The sequence below is a fragment of the Hamadaea sp. NPDC050747 genome (genome assembly GCF_040654195.1).
Classification (GTDB): Bacteria; Actinomycetota; Actinomycetes; order Mycobacteriales; family Micromonosporaceae; genus Hamadaea.
On record NZ_JBFAHM010000019.1, the window covers coordinates 1 to 16542 of the forward strand.

Here is a 16542-nt window from a genome sequence, read left to right on the forward strand (position 1 = left end):
CGGAGCGCCGCTGGTCTTCTCGGCCGATCTGGACGAGGTCAACGATCAGCGGTCCGCGTACGGCCTGGCGACGTGGCGCGACAAGAACACCGGTGCTACTTGAGCTGGTCGGCCGTGTAGTAGCCGGTGTCGATGAGCGCCTTCTGGTAGTTGTCCTTGTAGACCACCACCGGCTCGAGCAGGTAGGACGGGACGACCTTCACGCCGTTGTCGTAGTCCTTGGTGTTGTTGACCTCGGGCTTGCCGCCCTTGAGGACCGCGTCGGCCATCTTGACCGTGACCTTCGCCAGTTCGCGGGTGTCCTTGTAGATCGTCGCGTACTGCTCACCGGCGATGATCGACTTCACCGAGGCCACCTCGGCGTCCTGACCGGTGACGATCGGGTACGCCTGCCCGGCGGTGCCGTAGCCGTTGCTCTTCAGCGCCGACAGGATGCCGATGGAGAGACCGTCGTAGGGCGACAGCACGCCCTGGACCTTCGCGCCCTTCGAGTAGGTCTTGGTGAGCAGGTCCTCCATGCGCCGCTGGGCCGTCGCCGGGTCCCAGCGCAGGATCGCGACCGTCTTGAAGTCGGTCTCGCCGCTCTTCACGACCAGCGTGCCCTTGTCGATGTACGGCTTGAGGGTGTCCATCGCGCCGTTGAAGAAGAACGTGGCGTTGTTGTCGTCCGGCGACCCGGCGAACAGCTCGATGTTGAACGGGCCCTTGGCGGTGCCGTCGGTGCCGTCCTGCTTCTTCAGGCCCAGTCCGACGAGCAGCGAGGTCGCCTGCTGTACGCCGACCTTGTAGTTGTCGAAGGTGGCGTAGTAGTCCACGTTCGGCGACTTGCGGATGAGCCGGTCGTACGCGATCACCGGGATCTTCTTGTCGGCCGCCTCCTGCAACTGCGTGGTCAGCGCGGTGCCGTCGATCGACGCGACGATCAGCAGTTTCGCACCCTTGGTGATCTGGTTCTCGATCTGGTTGACCTGCGTCGGGATGTCGTTCTCGGCGTACTGGAGGTCCACCTTGTAGCCGAGCGCCTCGAGCTGGCTCTTGAGGTTCTCGCCGTCGTGGATCCACCGCTCCGAGGACTTGGTGGGCATCGTGACGCCGACCAGCGCACCGGCGGCGCCGCCGCTCGACTGCTGGTCGACCGTCTTCGTGGTGTCGCCGCAGGCCGCCAGGCCCGCTGCGACGAGCAGGCCGGCCGCTGCGACAGCCAGCTTCGCGATCTTCATGGCACTCCTCAGGAACGGGGGATGTTAACGCTCACATTTGTGGGCGGTGGGAGAGGTTTCCAGAGGTAGAAGGGGGTTGTTAACGCTCACATCTTTTGCCGTGACCTGGTTCACGGTCAACGGGAATTCGGTAACGGTTGGGTTACGAGGCCGGTCCTCCAAGGCTCGCCGACGACAGACAGGCCGCCCGGAACGAAATGAGCCCGGGTCCGGCGCCGTGCCGGACCCGGGCTCTTCGCCGGGACAGCTCACGAAATGGCCGCCTCGACCGGCCTCAGAAGGACACGCACTGACTGAAGAAGATCTCGATATTCGTGATTCCGCGACAGGCCGGTCCGTTGAACTGCGCCTGCTCCGGAATCTCCATCTCCGGCCCGACGATGAAGGTGCTCACGTCGGCCACGGCGTCGCCGTTGAGGTCGAAGCCGAGCAGACCGGAGAAGCCCTCGCCGGTGTCGGGGTTGACCAGACCCTGGTCGATGCGATGCTGGAGCCCGTTCGACACCCACACGACCTCCCCGGTGTCCGCGCTGACGACGACCTGCACTCCGGCTGCCTGGTTCTTCTTGCTGGCGTTCACGCATTCATGGGCGTACGCCGGGCCTGCGGCGAGAAGGAGCACGGCCGCCCCCATCGCGACCGTCGCGAGCCGACGAACTCTTCTGGACATGGTTCCTCCGATCTGGGATGAGCTTCATCCAGGGGAACCATCGGTCAACGACGGGATGCGCGTCCTGTCATTCCTCACATCGGCCACTAATTGGTGACATAGGCCCGCAGACGCCGCTTCAGCCGTACTTCGCGCCAAGAACTGTTAGGACACTTTGCTAAAAGCATGTAACGTATGCGCATTGATATATCCCTGCGGGAAGGAGCCTCGATGTCGCGCGTACGCGTCTTGGCGGCGACACTCATGATCACAATCGCCGGCGCGGTGGTGGCGATGCTGCCCGCCGGCCCGGCCACGGCAGCGGACTGCGTTACGCCGTGGCAGTCGTCAGCGGTCTACACCGGCGGGATGACCGCCTCCTACAACGGCCACAACTGGCGGGCGAAGTGGTGGACGCAGAACGAAACCCCCGGCGCCGCCGACGTCTGGGCCGATCAGGGAACATGCGGCGGATCGACGCCGTCGCCGGGCACCTGCACGTATCCGAATTGGACGGCGGGCACGTGGTACGACACCGGCGCCATCGTCCGCTACACCAACGGCAACTACTACATCGCCGAACACGGCAATCCGGGCTACGACCCGACGATCAGCACCTGGTACTGGGACCCGTACGCGTGCAGCGGCGGTGGCACTACTCCCCCGCCGACGAACCCGGGCGGCTTCGTCGTCACCGAGGCCCAGTTCACTCAGATGTTCCCGAGCCGCAACGGCTTCTACACCTACCAGGGGCTCGTCGCGGCGCTCAGCTCCTACCCGGCGTTCGCCACGACGGGCACCGACACCGTACGCCGTCAGGAAGCCGCGGCGTTCCTCGCCAACGTCAGCCATGAGACCGGTGGACTCGTCTACATCACGGAGATCAACCGGGGCACATATTGCGACCTGAGCCAGCCGTACGGCTGCCCGGCCGGCGCGGCGAACTACTACGGCCGCGGCCCGATCCAGCTGAGTTGGAACTTCAACTACAAGGCCGCCGGGGACGCGCTCGGCCTCCCGCTGCTCACCAACCCGTGGCTCGTCGAGACCGACGCCGCGGTCGCCTGGCGTACGGCGCTCTGGTACTGGAACACCCAGACCGGGCCGGGGACCATGACGCCGCACAACGCCATGGTCACGGGAGCGGGCTTCGGCGAGACCATCCGCAGCATCAACGGCTCACTCGAATGCAACGGCGGCAACCCCGGCCAGGTGCAGAGCCGCGTCACCGCGTACCAGCAGTTCGTCCAGATCCTCGGAACGACCGCGGGCGCCAACCTCTACTGCTAGGAGTTCGGGCCGCCGGAGTTCTTCGGCGGCCCACCTCGCTTCGGTCAGAAACCTGCGACCTCTTGCTGGAACGGATCGTTCCGTTCTGCTATGCTTGAACGGAACGAAAAATTCCGCTCCACGTGGAGGCAGACATGACCGCGATCCGCCCCTTCCGCATCGACGTCCCGCAGGCGCAGCTGGACGACCTCGCCGCCCGCCTCGACCGGATCATCTGGCCGAACGAGCTGCCGGACGCCGACGGCTCCTACGGCATGACCGACAACCGCGTACGCACCCTCGTCGAGCACTGGCGGACGGCGTTCGACTGGCGGGCACTGGAGGCTCGGCTGAACGCGTACCCGCAGTTCGTGACCGAGATCGACGGGGAGGACATCCACTTCCTGCACGTACGCTCCCCGCGCGAGGACGCGACGCCGATGATCCTCACGCACGGCTGGCCGGGATCCATCGTCGAGTTCCTGGACGTCATCGAGCCGCTGACGAACCCGGCCGACGACTCGGTCCCCGCCTTCCACCTGGTGATCCCATCGCTGCCCGGCTTCGGCTTCTCCGGCCCGACGCGATCGGCGGGCTGGAACCGCTTCCGGACCACGCGAGCCTGGGTCGAGCTGATGGACCGCCTCGGATACGCCCGCTACGTCGCGGCGGGCAACGACGCCGGTTCGATGATCGCGCCCGAGATGGGCCGCATCGCGCCTGACAAGGTGATCGGCGTCCACGTCACGCAGGCGTTCTCGTTCCCGTCCGGCGACGCGGCCGAGTTCGCGACGTTCGGCCCGGAGGACTACGCCGCCCTCCAGCACCTGCAGTGGTTCTACGAGAACATGTTCTCGTTCAACACCCTGCACTCGCAGCAGCCGCAGACCCTCGCGTTCGCGCTGGCCGACTCCCCGGTGGGGCTGCTCGCCTGGAACGCCCAGCTCATGGGCGAGTCGCTCGACGCGGACTTCGTCATCGCCAACACCGCGATCTACTGGCTGACCGGCACCTCCGGCTCGGCGATCCGCTTCTACTACGAAGACGCCCACGCCGACGAGAAGCCGGACGGTCCGACGACCGCACCGCTGGGCGTGGCCATCTTCGCCGGCGACTTCCAGTCGATCCGCCCGCTCGTCGAGCGCGACCACGCGAACGTCGTCCACTGGCGCAAGTACGACGCCGGGCTCCCGAAGGGCGGTCCGCGCAACGCCGGCGGCCACTACGCCGCCCACGAGGCGACCGACCTCTACGTCGGTGACATTCGCGAGTTCGTCGCCGCGCGCTGACAGAGACGCGATGAGGCCCAGGTCACTGACCTGGGCCTCACATGTGGAGCGGGCGAGGAGAATCGAACTCCCGTAATCAGTTTGGAAGACTGAGGCTCTACCATTGAGCTACGCCCGCATGGCGCACCCCGAGGGAAGCGCCCAGCGAATACTACATGACGCAGAACCGGGCGTCCCAGGGATATCCCGCCGCCGGGCGCTAGAGGGCGGCGGTGACGAGGCCGGCTCGCGCCTTGGGGGTGAACCAGGTGGACTTGCGCGGCAGCTTCTCCCGGCCGAGGTTCACGGCGACGAAGTCGTCGACGGTCACGGGGGCGATCAGGATCGCGAGGGCGGCCCGGCCCGCGTCGACTTCGCCGGCGAGCCAGTCGGCCGGATAGTCGCCGCCGACGTAGGTGATCCGCTTGTCGCCGGGGTCGAGGGCCAGCGCCTCGCTGAAGACCAGCCGCTCGACCAGCGCGTGGTCGAGGTTCTCCACGTCGGGCACCCCGGCCGACGGGGGCAGGACGATGCTCCAGTGGCCGCTTTGGGCGTACAAGTGGATGGTGCCGCGAGTGGCCGGGACGGTGACCGGGCCGGTGAGCGCGGTGACCGTGGCGCCGGTCTTCTCGAGGGTCGCGACCAGCTCGTTCGGTGGGAGCGGGAGGTCGGCGAGCAGGCGGTTGTAGGGCTGGATGGCCACGGAGGCCGGGGTGGTCACGACCGCGAGGAACCGCGGCAGTTCGCCGACCTGGGCCGCGAGGGACCGGTGGTTGCCGTCCGCCACGACCAGCTCGCCGCCGCCCGCGAGGTCCGCGAGGGTCGCGGCCAGGGGGTCGGTCGCGCTCACCGGCCAGATCTCGTGGATACGCCCAGCGGGGTCCACGTCGCTCGCGACGGACGGACCGAGGTCCGCGACGGCCGCGGCGAGCGCGGCGTGCAGGTCGTCGCCGCGGCCGGTCTGGAGGAGCAGGACCGGGCTGAGCAGGTGGCCGATGGCCTGGAACAGGGCGACCCGCTCCTTGACCTTGGCGAGGAAGACGTCTTCGTTGCGGATGACCAGGCCGGGTTCCTCGGCGCTGGTGGAGATCTGGTCGGTGTCGACCATCGCCCACAGGCCGTAGCCGACGGCGCCGTCGGGGGCGGTGATCCGGTAGACGACCACCACCTCGTCGGCCGGGCTGAGCGCGCCGGACTCCTGGAGGGCGGTGAGACGGCTCCGCGCGGCCGGCAGCGCGTCACTGAAGCTGCTGCCCAGCGACTCCGGGGCGAGGTGGGGCATCTCGATCGCCAGCGCGCTGGCCGGGTCGGCCTCGATGATCGCGGTGATCTCGGCGTCGTCGGCGAACTCGTCGTAGTTCTGCGCTCCGGTGCGGCCGGAGGGGGTGGCGAGCCAGGCGCGGGAGATCGGGTGCACAACCGTCATGGTGCTCGAAAATACCGCTCCGGGCTCAAGCCGGGGCGAGCGCCCCGGCGAGGTCTCGCCACGTGGGCACGTAATGCGGGATGCGCTGGGTCAGGACCTCGGTCGCGCGGTGGCGGCCGTTCGGAGTGTGGGCGCGGACGACGATCGGCGGAGCGACGAGGTCAGCCAGCTCGGGATCGGCCCACCGGCCGGGGCGGACGTCGAACTGGATCGTGCCGCGGCAGGCGGCCACCTCGGCCGGGTGGACTCGCAGAGTCCAGGGCGCGGCGTTGTTTTCAGCCATGTACTGCTCAACGACTTCAGGGCCCCGTTGGCCACCGGATGCCGGTGTTAGGGTCCAAGTAACCGTGGGTGCTTACCCGCGTACCACTGATTCGACAAGGAGTTGCCCCCGTGGCAGGAGTGCGCAACCTCACCCAGGCGGAGGCGGTCGAGCGAGCCCGTCTGCTGACGGTGGGCACGTACGACATCACGATCGACCTCACCGACGGCTCCGGCAATCCCGGGGACGGCACCTTCCGTACGGTCACCGAGGTCGTCTTCGACTGTGCCGAGCCCGGCGCGCAGACCTTCATCGAGGTCGCCGCCCGCTCGGTCCGCAGCGCGACGCTCAACGGCGCGCCGGTCGACGTCTCCGGCTGGTCCGACAGCACCGGCCTGATCCTGCCGGGTCTCGCCGCCCAGAACCGGCTCGTCGTCGACGCCGACTTCGACTACTCGACCTCCGGCCAGGGTCTCCACCGCGCGGTGGACCCGGTCGACAAGGAGGTCTACCTGTACAGCCAGTTCGAGACGCAGGACGCCCAGAAGGCGTACGCGTGCTTCGACCAGCCCGACCTCAAGGCGACCTACACCTGGCACGTGACCGCTCCGGCACATTGGAAGGTCGTCTCCAACTCGGTCGTCGAGCGGGTCGAGAAGACCGACGTCGGCGCGCAGGTCGTGCACTTCGCCGAGTCGGCCAAGATGAGCACCTACGTGACCGCGCTCTGCGCCGGCCCCTACCACGAGGTACGCGATGAGCACGACGGCATCGACCTCGGCATCTTCTGCCGCCAGAGCATGGCGCAGTACCTCGACCCGGACGACATCTTCCTGATCACCAAGCAGGGCTTCGACTTCTTCCACCAGCAGTTCGGCGTCCGGTACCCGCTGCCGAAGTACGACCAGCTGATCGTCCCGGAGTTCAACGCCGGTGCGATGGAGAACTTCGGCTGCATCACCAACGCCGAGACGTGGTTCATCTTCCGGTCGGCCGTCACTGACTACGAGAAGGAGCAGCGCGCCAACACGATCCTGCACGAGATGGCGCACATGTGGTTCGGCGACCTGGTCACCATGCGCTGGTGGGACGACCTGTGGCTGAACGAGTCGTTCGCCGAGTGGGCCTCGCACTGGGCCAACTCCGAGAACACCCGGTTCGTGGACGCCTGGACGACGTTCCTGTCGATCCGCAAGAACTGGGGCTACCGCCAGGACCAGATGTCGTCGACCCACCCGGTCTACTGCGAGATGCCCGACGTCGCCGCGGTCGAGGTCAACTTCGACGGCATCACGTACGCCAAGGGCGCCTCGGTCATCAAGCAGCTCGTGGCGTACGTCGGGATCGACGCGTTCGTGACCGGCCTGCGGGCGTACTTCGCCAAGCACGCCTGGTCGAACGCCACGTTCACCGATCTGCTCACCGAGCTGGAGACGGCGTCGGGCCGGGAACTCACCGACTTCGCCGACCAGTGGCTCAAGACGGCCCAGGTCAACACCCTGACCCCGGTCGTCACCGTGGCCGCCGACGGCACCTACGAGTCGGTCGTCGTGCGGCAGTCCGCGCCGGACAGCCACCCCGTTCTGCGTACGCACCGGATCGGGGTCGGCCTCTACGACCTGGCCGACGGCGGGAAGCTCGTCCGCCGGGACGTGCTCGAGGTGGACGTCACCGGGGCATCGACGACGATTTCCCCGTTGGCCGGCGTACGCGCGGCCGACGTCCTCGTGCTCAACGAAGGCGACTACTCCTACCTGAAGCTGCGGTTGGACGAGCGGTCCCTGGAGACCGTCGTCAACCACATCGGCGGCCTCGAGTCCTCGCTGACCCGGGCGTTGTGCTGGACGGCCACCTGGGACATGGTCCGCGACGCCGAGCTGCCCGCCCGGGACTACCTCACCCAGGTCGTCTCCGGTCTACCGGTCGAGACCGACTCCTCGCTCATCACCGCGACACTCAACCAGCTGCGGACGGCGCTGACGTTCTACGCCGACCCGGCGTGGGCCCCCGAAGGCTGGGCGCAGCTGGCCGCGACGGCTCGCGAAGTCATCGCCTCCGCCCCGGCGGGCAGCGGTACGCAGCTCATCTGGGCGCGTACGTTCATCGGCGCGGCCCGGCAGCCGGCCGAGATCGAGGTCCTGAAGGGCTGGCTGGCCGGCGACGGCGTACCGGAAGGGGTGTCCATCACCGGTGAGCTGCGCTGGCAGCTCGTCCAGGCGCTCTCCGCGCTCGGCGTACTCACCGGCGACGACATCCAGAACGAGCACGCCGCCGACCAGACGGCCAGCGGTGACAAGGAGTCGGCGACGGCGTACGCACTCCAGCCGGATCCGGCGGTGAAGGCCGAGGTCTGGGCCGAGCTGACCGGGGACGCCGAGCCGGCGAACTGGCGGTCCCGGGCGCTGCTGCTCGGCTTCCAGCACTCCACTCAGGTCGACCTGACCAAGCCGTACGCCCAGAAGTACCTGGACGTGGCGGCGGAGATCTGGGCCAAGCGCGACAGCGAGCCGGCTCAGGAGTTCCTCGTCCTCGGATACCCGGCGATGCAGGTCAGCCCGGAGACGGTGGCGGCCACCGAGGCGTGGCTGGCGCAGGAGGGGCACCCGGCGCCGCTGCGGCGGCTCGTGGCCGAGGGCAAGGACTCCGTCGAGCGGGCGCTGGCCGCTCGGGCGTGCGACACCGCCGCCGGCTGACCGTTTCGTTCTCAGCAGATCAGGGATCTCGGTCGAATCTTCGCCCAAGATTCGACCGACATCCCTGATCCAGCGCAAACGAAAGAGGGCCCCGAGGGGCCCTCTTTCGCGTAGACAGGTCAGGAGCGGCCGGCGAGGTTCACGAGCATCGCGAGTCCGCTGATGAAGCCGCCCGCGAGGTCGCCGCCGTTGAACGCGGCGGCCATGGAGAACGCGGCGAGCTTGCAGTCCCGGTCGTGCAGCCGCTTGCGGGCCACCTCACCGGTCACGATCTCGAGCTGACGCTGCTCCGGCGAGGCCGCCAGCAGCACCGAGCGGCTCGGCTCGGCGAGCTGGCTGTGCAGCTTCTCGGCCGCTTCCCGGACGGGCTCGTCGAGCCGTCCGCAGTAGACGCTGAACGATAGGCCGGTCGTCTCGTCGGCCTGCCGCAGCGCCTCGTCGAGGCGGAGCAGTTGCCGGGTCGTGAACGGACCTTCGTTGGGCGGGGTCTGGGTGTGCTCACCAGCGGTCACTTGCGCCTCCCGTCACGCCAGGTGCCGATGCCGCGGCCGGGGTCAGCTCGGCACGGGCCGCAGGCAGCGCCGCCTGCGTGCCTTCGGCGGAGCCGGACGAGTGGGCCGAGGAGGTGAACCAGACCGGCGCCGAGTCGAAGGACCGGCCCGGCCGGTAGCGCTTGGCGCGGCCCTTGCCGCCGCCCGCGTACACGAGAGCCGCGACCACCAGGATCACGGCGAGTGGCGCCACGACGAAGGTGAGAACGGTCTGCGCAATATCCAAGATCAACGCCCCCCAGAGAGCGAGTTAAATGACCTCCTAAAGCTAAACCTACCGGCGATCACCCAGCGTGGCGGGGTACGCCGAGAAATACCGCCAATCTCGTAAAGCGGGCAGCAATCTCTGTAAGGATGACGAGCAGGACATACGAGAGGAATCGCCATGAGGGCTGTTCTGTCCCGCCTTGCCGTGGGGGGCGCCACGCTGCTCGCCGGAGCCGCGACGCTCCTGTTGGGACCGGCCACGCCGGCCCACGCCGACACCGTCTTCATCGAGGTGAACCCGTCGACCATCCTGGCCGGATACCAGGTGGCGCTGCGTGGCAGCTGCGGCGCGAACCCGAACCAGGCGAAGGCCACGTCCACCGCGTTCGGCACGGTCACCATGACCCCCGAGAAGGGGTTCCTCATCGGATCCGCGACCATCCCGTCGGACAAGAAGCCGGCCGGGTACTCGGTCAAGCTGACCTGCGCTAGCGGCAGCACTGCGACCACGACCGTCTGGGTGATCAGCGCCTCGTCCACGCCGACCAAGGGCCCGAACACCGGTGGTGGTTATCTTGCTCACCACGGTGGCGGCGGAACGGCTCTGCTCGCGGGTGGCCTCGCCGCGGTCGCGGCCGGCGGGGCGCTGGCCTTCTGGACGGCCCGCCGGCGGCGCGAAGTCCAGCTGTGAGCCGCCGGACCGGCCGGTGGACGGGATGGCTGGCCGGTCTGCTCGTGCTCGCGGGGATCTTCTGCGCGGGCGTCGGGCTGGGCCAGGCCACCGGCGCGTTCTCGTTGCCGAAGTTGTTCGGCTCGGGCACGAAGGCGCCACCGGGCGAGTTTCCCGTGCTCGGGCCGAGCCGGCCGACGCGCATCGTCATCCCGTCGATCGGCGTCCGGGCGAGCGTGCACGGCGTCGGCCGGGACCGGGACGGCGCCATCGCCGTTCCCTCGCTCTCGCTCACGAACGAGGCCGGGTGGTTCACCGAGGGGCCGAGCCCCGGTCAGTACGGCCCGGCCATTCTGGTCGGCCACGTCGACACCCATGACCGCCCGGCCGTCTTCCACAACCTCGACGATCTGAAGGCCGGCGCGCGCATCGAGATCACCCGGCGAGATCGGAACGTCGCGGTCTTCGAGGTCAATTCGGTCGAGACCTTCCGCAAGTCCGACTTGCCGGCCAAGCGGGTCTACACCGACTACTCCCGGCCCGGCCTGCGGCTCATCACCTGCGGCGGGTCGTGGGTCGGCGGGGATCTCGGCTACGCGAGCAATGTGATCGTCTTCGCCTCGCTCGTCGAGGTCCACAAAGCATGAAACCAGGGATACGCACAACGGCGTACCCCTGGTTCGTCGGTCGGGTTGGCCTGTCAGAGCGCCGGGGCCAGCCACTCCTCCCACCGAGGGTCGGGAGCGCGGTGCCCGAGCACCCGCCACGCGGCGCCCCTCGGGGCGGCAGGCTGAGCGGGCAGTCGCCAGCCCAGCTCGGCCAGCGTCTTGTCGCCTTTGGAGTGGTTGCACTTGGCGCAGGCCGCGACGACGTTCTCCCAGTGGTGGCCGCCGCCCTTGGACTTGGGCATCACGTGGTCGATCGTCTCGGCCGGGCCGAGGCAGTAGACGCAGCGGCCGCCGTCCCGGGCGAAGATCGCCCGGCGGGAGAGGCCGACATGCGTCCGGTACGGCACGCGCACGTAGCGCTGGAGCCTTATCACCAAAGGGATCGGCAGGTCGCGGCGAGTGCTGTGCAGCACACCGTCGCCGTCGGCCACGCAGACGGCTTTACCGGACAGGATCAGGATCGCGGCGCGTCGAACAGTGACGACACACAAGGGCTCATAAGTCGCGTTCAGGACCAATGCTGCTGAGCTTCTCGTGTGTCGTATGTCAGGCATCGCCGTCACCCTTCTCGCGCCGTCCTCGTTTCCCCCGAACGGGGGGCCTGTGACAATCGTGACCGACGGATGTGGTAAACGCACGACCTTTTTCGACTTCCAGCGAAGAATTCACCGTCATGTAGCCCAACGCGTCGGAAATGCCGGAAATTACCGGCGGACTGGCCTTCCCAGCAGGCCGTGCTGTACTAACGTCTCGTGACCGCGCTACTCCTTCAATTCCTCGCCGATGCCACCCCCTCCCCGACGCCCACGGTCGACTGCGACGGCGACAGCGCCTGCATGCAGTTCTACGACTGGTTCAAGAACGCGAAGGTGGCCGAGGCGAGCCTGTGGGTGATCAAACCGGCTCGCATCGTGCTGATCGTGGTGCTGGCCCTGATCCTCCGGGCGGTCCTGCACCGGACGATCACGCGGATGACCGAGCGGGCAGGCGAGGGCAAGATCCCCACGATCCTGCGCCCACTGCGGGAGAAGCTGCCGAGCGCGCTGGCCGAGCCGACCACGTTGTTCCCCGAACGGCGGCGGCAGCGGGCAGCCGCGATCGGCTCGGTGCTCCGCAGCTTCGTGACGGTCACCGTCTTCTCCATCGCCGGGCTGATGGTCCTGGCCGAGCTGGGCATCAACCTCACCCCGTTGGTCGCGGGCCTCGGCATCGTCGGCGCCGCGCTCGGCTTCGGCGCGCAGTCGCTGGTCAAGGACCTCATCGCCGGATTGTTCATGCTGCTGGAGGACCAGTACGGCGTCGGCGACACGGTCGACGTGGGCGACGTCGTCGGCGTCGTCGAGGCGGTCGGGCTGCGTACCATCACGATCCGGGACGGCCAGGGCGTCGTCTGGTATGTCCGCAACGGCGAGATCATCCGCGTGGGCAACAAGAGCCAGGGCCACGCCGTGGCCATCGTCGACCTGCCGATCGGCTTCGCCGGCGTGGACGAGGCGGTGAGCGTCCTGCGTACGGCGCTGGAACGGTTCGCCGACGACCCGGCGTACGCCGACGACTTCCTGGAGCCGCCGGAGGTGGCGGGGATCGAGTCGGTCACCGTCGACGGCGCGACCGTCCGTGTGATCGCGAAGACGACGAACGACACGCATGCCCGGGTCCTGCGCGAGCTTCGCCGCCGGATGACCGAGGCGCTGGAGAGCTCCGGCATCGCCGCCACCATCGCCGCGTCGCGCGGTCTGCGGCAGAGCACTCCGAGCGACGCGGAGAACGGCGTACGCGGTCCGGCTCCGGTATAGGTGGCTACCTAGGCGTCATCCGTGGGGACTAGCCAAGCCTCAGCTATTCGGGCAGAATCGGGACACGTAGCACCACAGGAACGTCGTTCGTCGCCCATATTGCGACGCGGTGACCGACCCATATGCACCGCCGTTCGCGAAAACTGGAGGCTCCACGGTGTCCCGGACCACCCCCGAGGATGGCGCGCGGAAAGCACCCGCACAGGATGAACGCTCAGCGACTTATCGCGAGGTGCTGGCCGGCGGCGAATATCGGACGGTCTTCACGGCGAACATGCTCTCCCTCGTCGGGGACTACTTCGCCAAAGCGGCGATCACTGCGCTCGTCTTCAGCCAGACGGGGTCGCCGGGGCTCTCGGCGGTCGCCTTCGCGCTGAGTTACGCCCCGTGGCTGATCGCCGGACCGGTGCTGGCCACCCTCGCCGAGCGGTACGCGTACCGCAACGTGATGATCGTGTGCGACGTGGCCCGGATGGGCCTGGTGGCGCTGGTCGCCGTCCCGGGGATGCCGCTCTGGGGCATGCTGGTGCTGCTGTTCCTGGCCTCGCTGGCCAGCCCGCCGGCGCAGGCGGCCCGGTCGGCGCTGCTGCCGCAGATCCTGCCTGGCGACCAGTTGCCCGTCGGCACCGCGCTGAACCTCACCGCCGGGCAGATGGCCCAGGTGGGCGGATACCTCGTCGGCGGCCTGCTGGCGGCGGTCAGCCCTCGGGGCGCGCTGGTCTTCGACGCGGCCACCTTCGGCGCCTCGGCGATCCTGCTGACCCTCTGGGTACGGACCCGCCCGCCGATCGTCGTCTCCGGGGAGCACCACCTGATCCGGGAGACCGGGGAAGGCTTCCGGATGGTGTTCGGCTCCACCACGATGCGGTCGATCGCCCTGCTGGTCTTCAGCGCCATGCTGTTCACCACCGTCCCCGAGGGCCTGGGCGCGGCATGGGCCAATCAACTGGACGGGGTCACCCCGGCCAATCGGGGCCTCTGGCAGGGCCTGATCATGATGTCGTCACCGGTCGGCGCCGCCCTCGGCGCGCTGATCCTGACTCGGGCGCTCACCCCGGTCCGGCGGCGTCGGCTGCTGCTGCCCTTCTCCTTGGCCATTCCGGCGGTGCTCATCCCGTCGTTGCTGCAGCCCGGTCTTCTGGGTGTGTGCGTGATGTCGGCGCTCTGCGGGTTCTTCGCCGCGGGCATGCTGCCGACGGCGAACGCGCTGTTCGTCCGGGTGCTCCCGGAGGGCTATCGGGCGCGCGCCTTCGGCGTCATGCAGATGGGCCTCCAGCTGTGCCAGGGCGGCGGCATCATCGCGGCCGGCATGCTCTCCAACTGGCGCCTGCAGGTGCCGACCGCGATCGGGCTGTGGAGTGTTCTCGGTCTCATCCTCATCATCACCGTCGCGGTGACCTGGCCCAGCCGGGAGCTGTTCGACCGGGCGCTCGCCGAGGCGGCCCCGAAGCCGACCACCGCGCAGCCCGTCGCCGCCGCCTGATCTTGATGTGCCGTCCGGCGCGTCGCCTGGCAAGATTGAGGGCGTGACGGTCAGCCTGTACGAACAGTTCGGCGGCGAGCCGACCTTCCGGAAGCTGGTGGACGCCTTCTACGCCGGGGTCGCCGACGACCCGCTGCTGCGCCCCATGTACCCGGAGGAAGATCTCGGACCGGCTCGCGACCGGCTCACGAAGTTCCTCATGCAGTACTGGGGCGGGCCGACGACGTACTCCGAGGAGCGCGGGCACCCGCGGCTTCGCATGCGGCACGCGCCCTACACGGTGGACGCGGAGGCCCGGGACGCCTGGCTCAAGCACATGCGCGTCGCGGTCGACTCGCTCGGCCTGGAGCCGGAGTTGGAGCAGACCCTCTGGGACTACCTGGAGCGGGCGGCATTCTTCATGGTGAACGCTTGAGCCACGCTCTTCGGCTCAAGCGTTCACCATGAAGCGGCTAACACAGCATGGTGAATGCTTGAGCCACGCTCTTCGGCTCAAGCGTTCACCATGAAGCGGCTAGCACAGCGTGGTGAATGCTTGAGCCACCGGCGCACGCTTCGCACCATCACCCTGGCTCGTTACGTATGTCATGGGTCGTCGGCTGTTGCTCAGTTCTGCCGCAATTCTTGTATTACTGACCGGTTCGAGCTTCTCGCCCGCCGAGGGCGCGGACTTCCAGCCGGTCGTGGCGACCGATCCGGTCGACTGGACGCCGCACATCCGCGACGGCGCGGTGCACGCGATGACGGTCGTCGGCGACGTCGCCGTGGTCGGCGGTGACTTCAGCGAGGTCAGCAGCGCCGACGGCAAGACCGACTACGAACGCTGGAACCTCATGGCGTTCAGCCTCACGTCGGGGCGCGTACTGCCGTTGCGGGCCGATCTCGACGGGCCGGTGTGGGCGCTGGCTCCCGGGCCGGACGGGAGCGTCCTCGTCGGCGGCGACTTCGATCAGGTGGACGGCGTCACCAATCCCGGCCTCGCCCGGCTGGACCTGGCCACCGGACGGCCGTCGGCCGGCTTCGACGCCTGGGTCGACGGGGATGTGCGGGCCATCGTCGTCCGCGGCCCGTGGGCGTACGTGGGCGGCTGGTTCGGCTATGCCGACGACGTCTCCCGGAAGGCACTGGCCCGGATCGACGCGCGTACGGGCGCGCTGGACCGGTCTTTCGACGCGAAGCTGCAGGCGCCCGAGATCGGCCGCGCGAAGGTCGAGGGTCTGGCCGTCAGTCCGGCCGGTGACCGGCTGGCCGTCATCGGCGCGTTGACCCAGGCGCTCGGGCAGAAACGCGTACAGGTGGCGTTGCTGGACATCTCCCGGCCGGCGGTGCGGTTGGCCGACTGGAGCACCGACGCGTACAACCCGCGGTGCCGTCGGCAGTTCGACACCTACATGCGTGACGTCGACTTCTCTCCCGACGGCGAGTACTTCGTCATCGTGACCACCGGCCGGATGTCGGCGCCCGATCTCTTGTGCGACACCGCCGCCCGGTTCGAGACCTATTCCTCGGGCAGCCACAAGCCCACCTGGGTCAACCACACCGGCGGCGACTCGCTGTACGCCGTCGCCGTGACCGGCACCGCGGTCTACGTCGGCGGGCATCAGCGCTGGCTGGACAACCCTTACGGCCACGAGGACGCCGGGTTCGGCGCGGTGAGCCGGCCGGGCATCGCCGCGATCGATCCCGGTTCGGGTAAGGCGATGTCGTGGAATCCGACCCGCAGCCGGGGCGAGGGACTCCGCGCGTTCGTCGTATGCCCCCAGGGGTTGCTCGTCGGCTCGGACACCGACCAGCTGGGCCACGAGTACCACGGCCGGATAGGACTCTTTCCTCCGGTTTAGGGGTGGGTGGCCGGGGCGGCAGCCGGGTCTTTCCGACGCGCTAGATGAGGGCGGCCTCCGAGTGCAGCCAGTCGACGAACTCGGTGGCCACCGAAGCTCCACACTCGACCAGTTCGACGAGTAGGGCGTCGTGCGCCCCGGCGTTCAACGGCACCTGGGTCTCGGCGTAGATCGGCAGTTGCCCGCCGTCGGTCGGATCCCCCACGTACGCCTTGGCGAACCGGTTGACGTGGTTCCACTCGTTGACCGCCCGGTACGCCCGATCGGCGAAGTCGAGCGGGACGGTGGCGTGCGGCCGGGCCCGGATCACCAGGATCTCGTCGTCCGGACCCTCCATTGTGTAGAGAAGCGCATGCCGCTCCCACATCGCCAGGAGGTTGCCGAAACCGTCGGAGAGATATCGCACATCGAGGAGGTTTAACGCCGTCGCGATCCGGGAAAGCGTCACCGGAGCGACGGCGCCCGGTGCCGGCCCGAGATCGAGCGTGGACAGGTCATCCGGGACGGCGAATGCGGTCCGGCCGAGATCGGCGCATGCG

Annotated in this window: 16 protein-coding genes, 1 tRNA gene and 1 pseudogene; 9 read left to right on the forward strand and 9 right to left on the reverse strand. The window is 68.5% G+C overall.

Annotation, left to right across the window (positions count from 1 at the left end):
• Positions 1–95: 95 nt before the first annotated feature.
• Positions 96–1220, reverse strand: coding sequence for a multiple monosaccharide ABC transporter substrate-binding protein (gene chvE, locus AB0H43_RS35370; protein WP_360006921.1), 1125 nt, complete (start codon positions 1218–1220; stop codon positions 96–98).
• A gap of 274 nt (positions 1221–1494) precedes the next feature.
• Complete coding sequence (locus AB0H43_RS35375; RefSeq protein WP_360006924.1) at positions 1495–1890, reverse strand: hypothetical protein; 396 nt, start codon at positions 1888–1890, stop codon at positions 1495–1497.
• A gap of 210 nt (positions 1891–2100) precedes the next feature.
• Between AB0H43_RS35375 and AB0H43_RS35380 the strand changes: the two genes are divergently transcribed.
• Together AB0H43_RS35380 and AB0H43_RS35385 are read left to right on the forward strand one after the other, a co-directional pair.
• A complete protein-coding gene (locus AB0H43_RS35380) occupies positions 2101–3159 on the forward strand; it encodes a glycoside hydrolase family 19 protein (protein WP_360006927.1) in 1059 nt (352 codons plus the stop codon).
• A 134-nt stretch (positions 3160–3293) separates the two neighbouring features.
• Positions 3294–4427, forward strand: a complete 1134-nt coding sequence (locus AB0H43_RS35385; protein WP_360006930.1) for an epoxide hydrolase — start codon at positions 3294–3296, stop codon at positions 4425–4427.
• 44 nt (positions 4428–4471) lie between these two features.
• Here the strand turns inward: AB0H43_RS35385 and AB0H43_RS35390 are convergent.
• The 3 genes from AB0H43_RS35390 to AB0H43_RS35400 all read right to left on the reverse strand — a co-directional run bounded on the left by AB0H43_RS35390 (position 4472) and on the right by AB0H43_RS35400 (position 6115).
• A tRNA-Gly gene (locus tag AB0H43_RS35390) sits at positions 4472–4545 on the reverse strand.
• Positions 4546–4626: 81 nt separating this feature from the next.
• Positions 4627–5832 (reverse strand): DUF1015 family protein, encoded by a 1206-nt coding sequence (locus AB0H43_RS35395; RefSeq protein WP_360006933.1) that lies wholly within the window; start codon positions 5830–5832, stop codon positions 4627–4629.
• A 25-nt stretch (positions 5833–5857) separates the two neighbouring features.
• Positions 5858–6115, reverse strand: coding sequence for a hypothetical protein (locus AB0H43_RS35400; RefSeq protein WP_360006936.1), 258 nt, complete (start codon positions 6113–6115; stop codon positions 5858–5860).
• Between the two features lie 119 nt (positions 6116–6234).
• Between AB0H43_RS35400 and pepN the strand changes: the two genes are divergently transcribed.
• Positions 6235–8787 (forward strand): aminopeptidase N, encoded by a 2553-nt coding sequence (pepN, locus tag AB0H43_RS35405; protein ID WP_360007149.1) that lies wholly within the window; start codon positions 6235–6237, stop codon positions 8785–8787.
• 119 nt (positions 8788–8906) lie between these two features.
• On the opposite strand, the gene AB0H43_RS35410 is transcribed toward pepN, so the two are convergent.
• Entirely contained in the window at positions 8907–9299 is a 393-nt protein-coding gene (locus AB0H43_RS35410) for a DUF5130 family protein (protein WP_360006939.1), read from the reverse strand.
• Positions 9286–9564: a hypothetical protein gene (locus AB0H43_RS35415; RefSeq protein WP_360006941.1), complete on the reverse strand. Its 279-nt coding sequence runs from the start codon at positions 9562–9564 to the stop codon at positions 9286–9288. The genes AB0H43_RS35410 and AB0H43_RS35415 overlap by 14 nt, the downstream gene beginning before the upstream one ends.
• A 159-nt stretch (positions 9565–9723) precedes the next feature.
• Between AB0H43_RS35415 and AB0H43_RS35420 the strand changes: the two genes are divergently transcribed.
• Positions 9724–10236 carry a hypothetical protein gene (locus AB0H43_RS35420; protein ID WP_360006944.1) on the forward strand — a complete coding sequence of 171 codons (513 nt, stop codon included), beginning with the start codon at positions 9724–9726 and terminating at the stop codon, positions 10234–10236.
• Positions 10233–10862: a class F sortase gene (locus AB0H43_RS35425; RefSeq protein WP_360006946.1), complete on the forward strand. Its 630-nt coding sequence runs from the start codon at positions 10233–10235 to the stop codon at positions 10860–10862. The genes AB0H43_RS35420 and AB0H43_RS35425 overlap by 4 nt, the downstream gene beginning before the upstream one ends.
• A 53-nt stretch (positions 10863–10915) precedes the next feature.
• Here AB0H43_RS35425 and AB0H43_RS35430 read toward each other — a convergent pair whose 3' ends face one another.
• Entirely contained in the window at positions 10916–11437 is a 522-nt protein-coding gene (locus AB0H43_RS35430) for an HNH endonuclease (RefSeq protein WP_360006949.1), read from the reverse strand.
• A 198-nt stretch (positions 11438–11635) separates the two neighbouring features.
• On the opposite strand from AB0H43_RS35430, the gene AB0H43_RS35435 reads away from it, so the two are divergent.
• The 4 genes from AB0H43_RS35435 to AB0H43_RS35450 all read left to right on the forward strand — a co-directional run bounded on the left by AB0H43_RS35435 (position 11636) and on the right by AB0H43_RS35450 (position 16003).
• Positions 11636–12679 carry a mechanosensitive ion channel domain-containing protein gene (locus AB0H43_RS35435; RefSeq protein WP_360006952.1) on the forward strand — a complete coding sequence of 348 codons (1044 nt, stop codon included), beginning with the start codon at positions 11636–11638 and terminating at the stop codon, positions 12677–12679.
• Positions 12680–12788: 109 nt separating this feature from the next.
• The gene (locus tag AB0H43_RS35440) at positions 12789–14162 is read left to right on the forward strand and encodes an MFS transporter (protein ID WP_360006955.1); all 1374 of its coding nucleotides are present in this window, start codon (positions 12789–12791) and stop codon (positions 14160–14162) included.
• Between the two features lie 34 nt (positions 14163–14196).
• Complete coding sequence (locus tag AB0H43_RS35445) at positions 14197–14577, forward strand: globin (protein WP_360007152.1); 381 nt, start codon at positions 14197–14199, stop codon at positions 14575–14577.
• A 187-nt stretch (positions 14578–14764) separates the two neighbouring features.
• Complete coding sequence (locus AB0H43_RS35450) at positions 14765–16003, forward strand: delta-60 repeat domain-containing protein (RefSeq protein WP_360006957.1); 1239 nt, start codon at positions 14765–14767, stop codon at positions 16001–16003.
• Between the two features lie 40 nt (positions 16004–16043).
• Here the strand turns inward: AB0H43_RS35450 and AB0H43_RS35455 are convergent.
• Positions 16044–16460: pseudogene (locus AB0H43_RS35455) on the reverse strand (YbjN domain-containing protein); the annotation flags it as partial.
• Positions 16461–16542: the final 82 nt, after the last annotated feature.

Bases quoted from the DNA above. Each gene is read 5' to 3' on its own strand.
- AB0H43_RS35430 (WP_360006949.1), bottom strand. From the start codon at position 11,437: ATGCCTGACATACGACACACGAGAAGCTCAGCAGCATTGGTCCTGAAC.
- AB0H43_RS35375 (WP_360006924.1), bottom strand. From the start codon at position 1,890: ATGTCCAGAAGAGTTCGTCGGCTCGCGACGGTCGCGATGGGGGCGGCC.
- AB0H43_RS35420 (WP_360006944.1), top strand. From the start codon at position 9,724: ATGAGGGCTGTTCTGTCCCGCCTTGCCGTGGGGGGCGCCACGCTGCTC.
- AB0H43_RS35380 (WP_360006927.1), top strand. From the start codon at position 2,101: ATGTCGCGCGTACGCGTCTTGGCGGCGACACTCATGATCACAATCGCC.
- AB0H43_RS35400 (WP_360006936.1), bottom strand. From the start codon at position 6,115: ATGGCTGAAAACAACGCCGCGCCCTGGACTCTGCGAGTCCACCCGGCC.
- chvE (WP_360006921.1), bottom strand. From the start codon at position 1,220: ATGAAGATCGCGAAGCTGGCTGTCGCAGCGGCCGGCCTGCTCGTCGCA.
- AB0H43_RS35395 (WP_360006933.1), bottom strand. From the start codon at position 5,832: ATGACGGTTGTGCACCCGATCTCCCGCGCCTGGCTCGCCACCCCCTCC.
- AB0H43_RS35385 (WP_360006930.1), top strand. From the start codon at position 3,294: ATGACCGCGATCCGCCCCTTCCGCATCGACGTCCCGCAGGCGCAGCTG.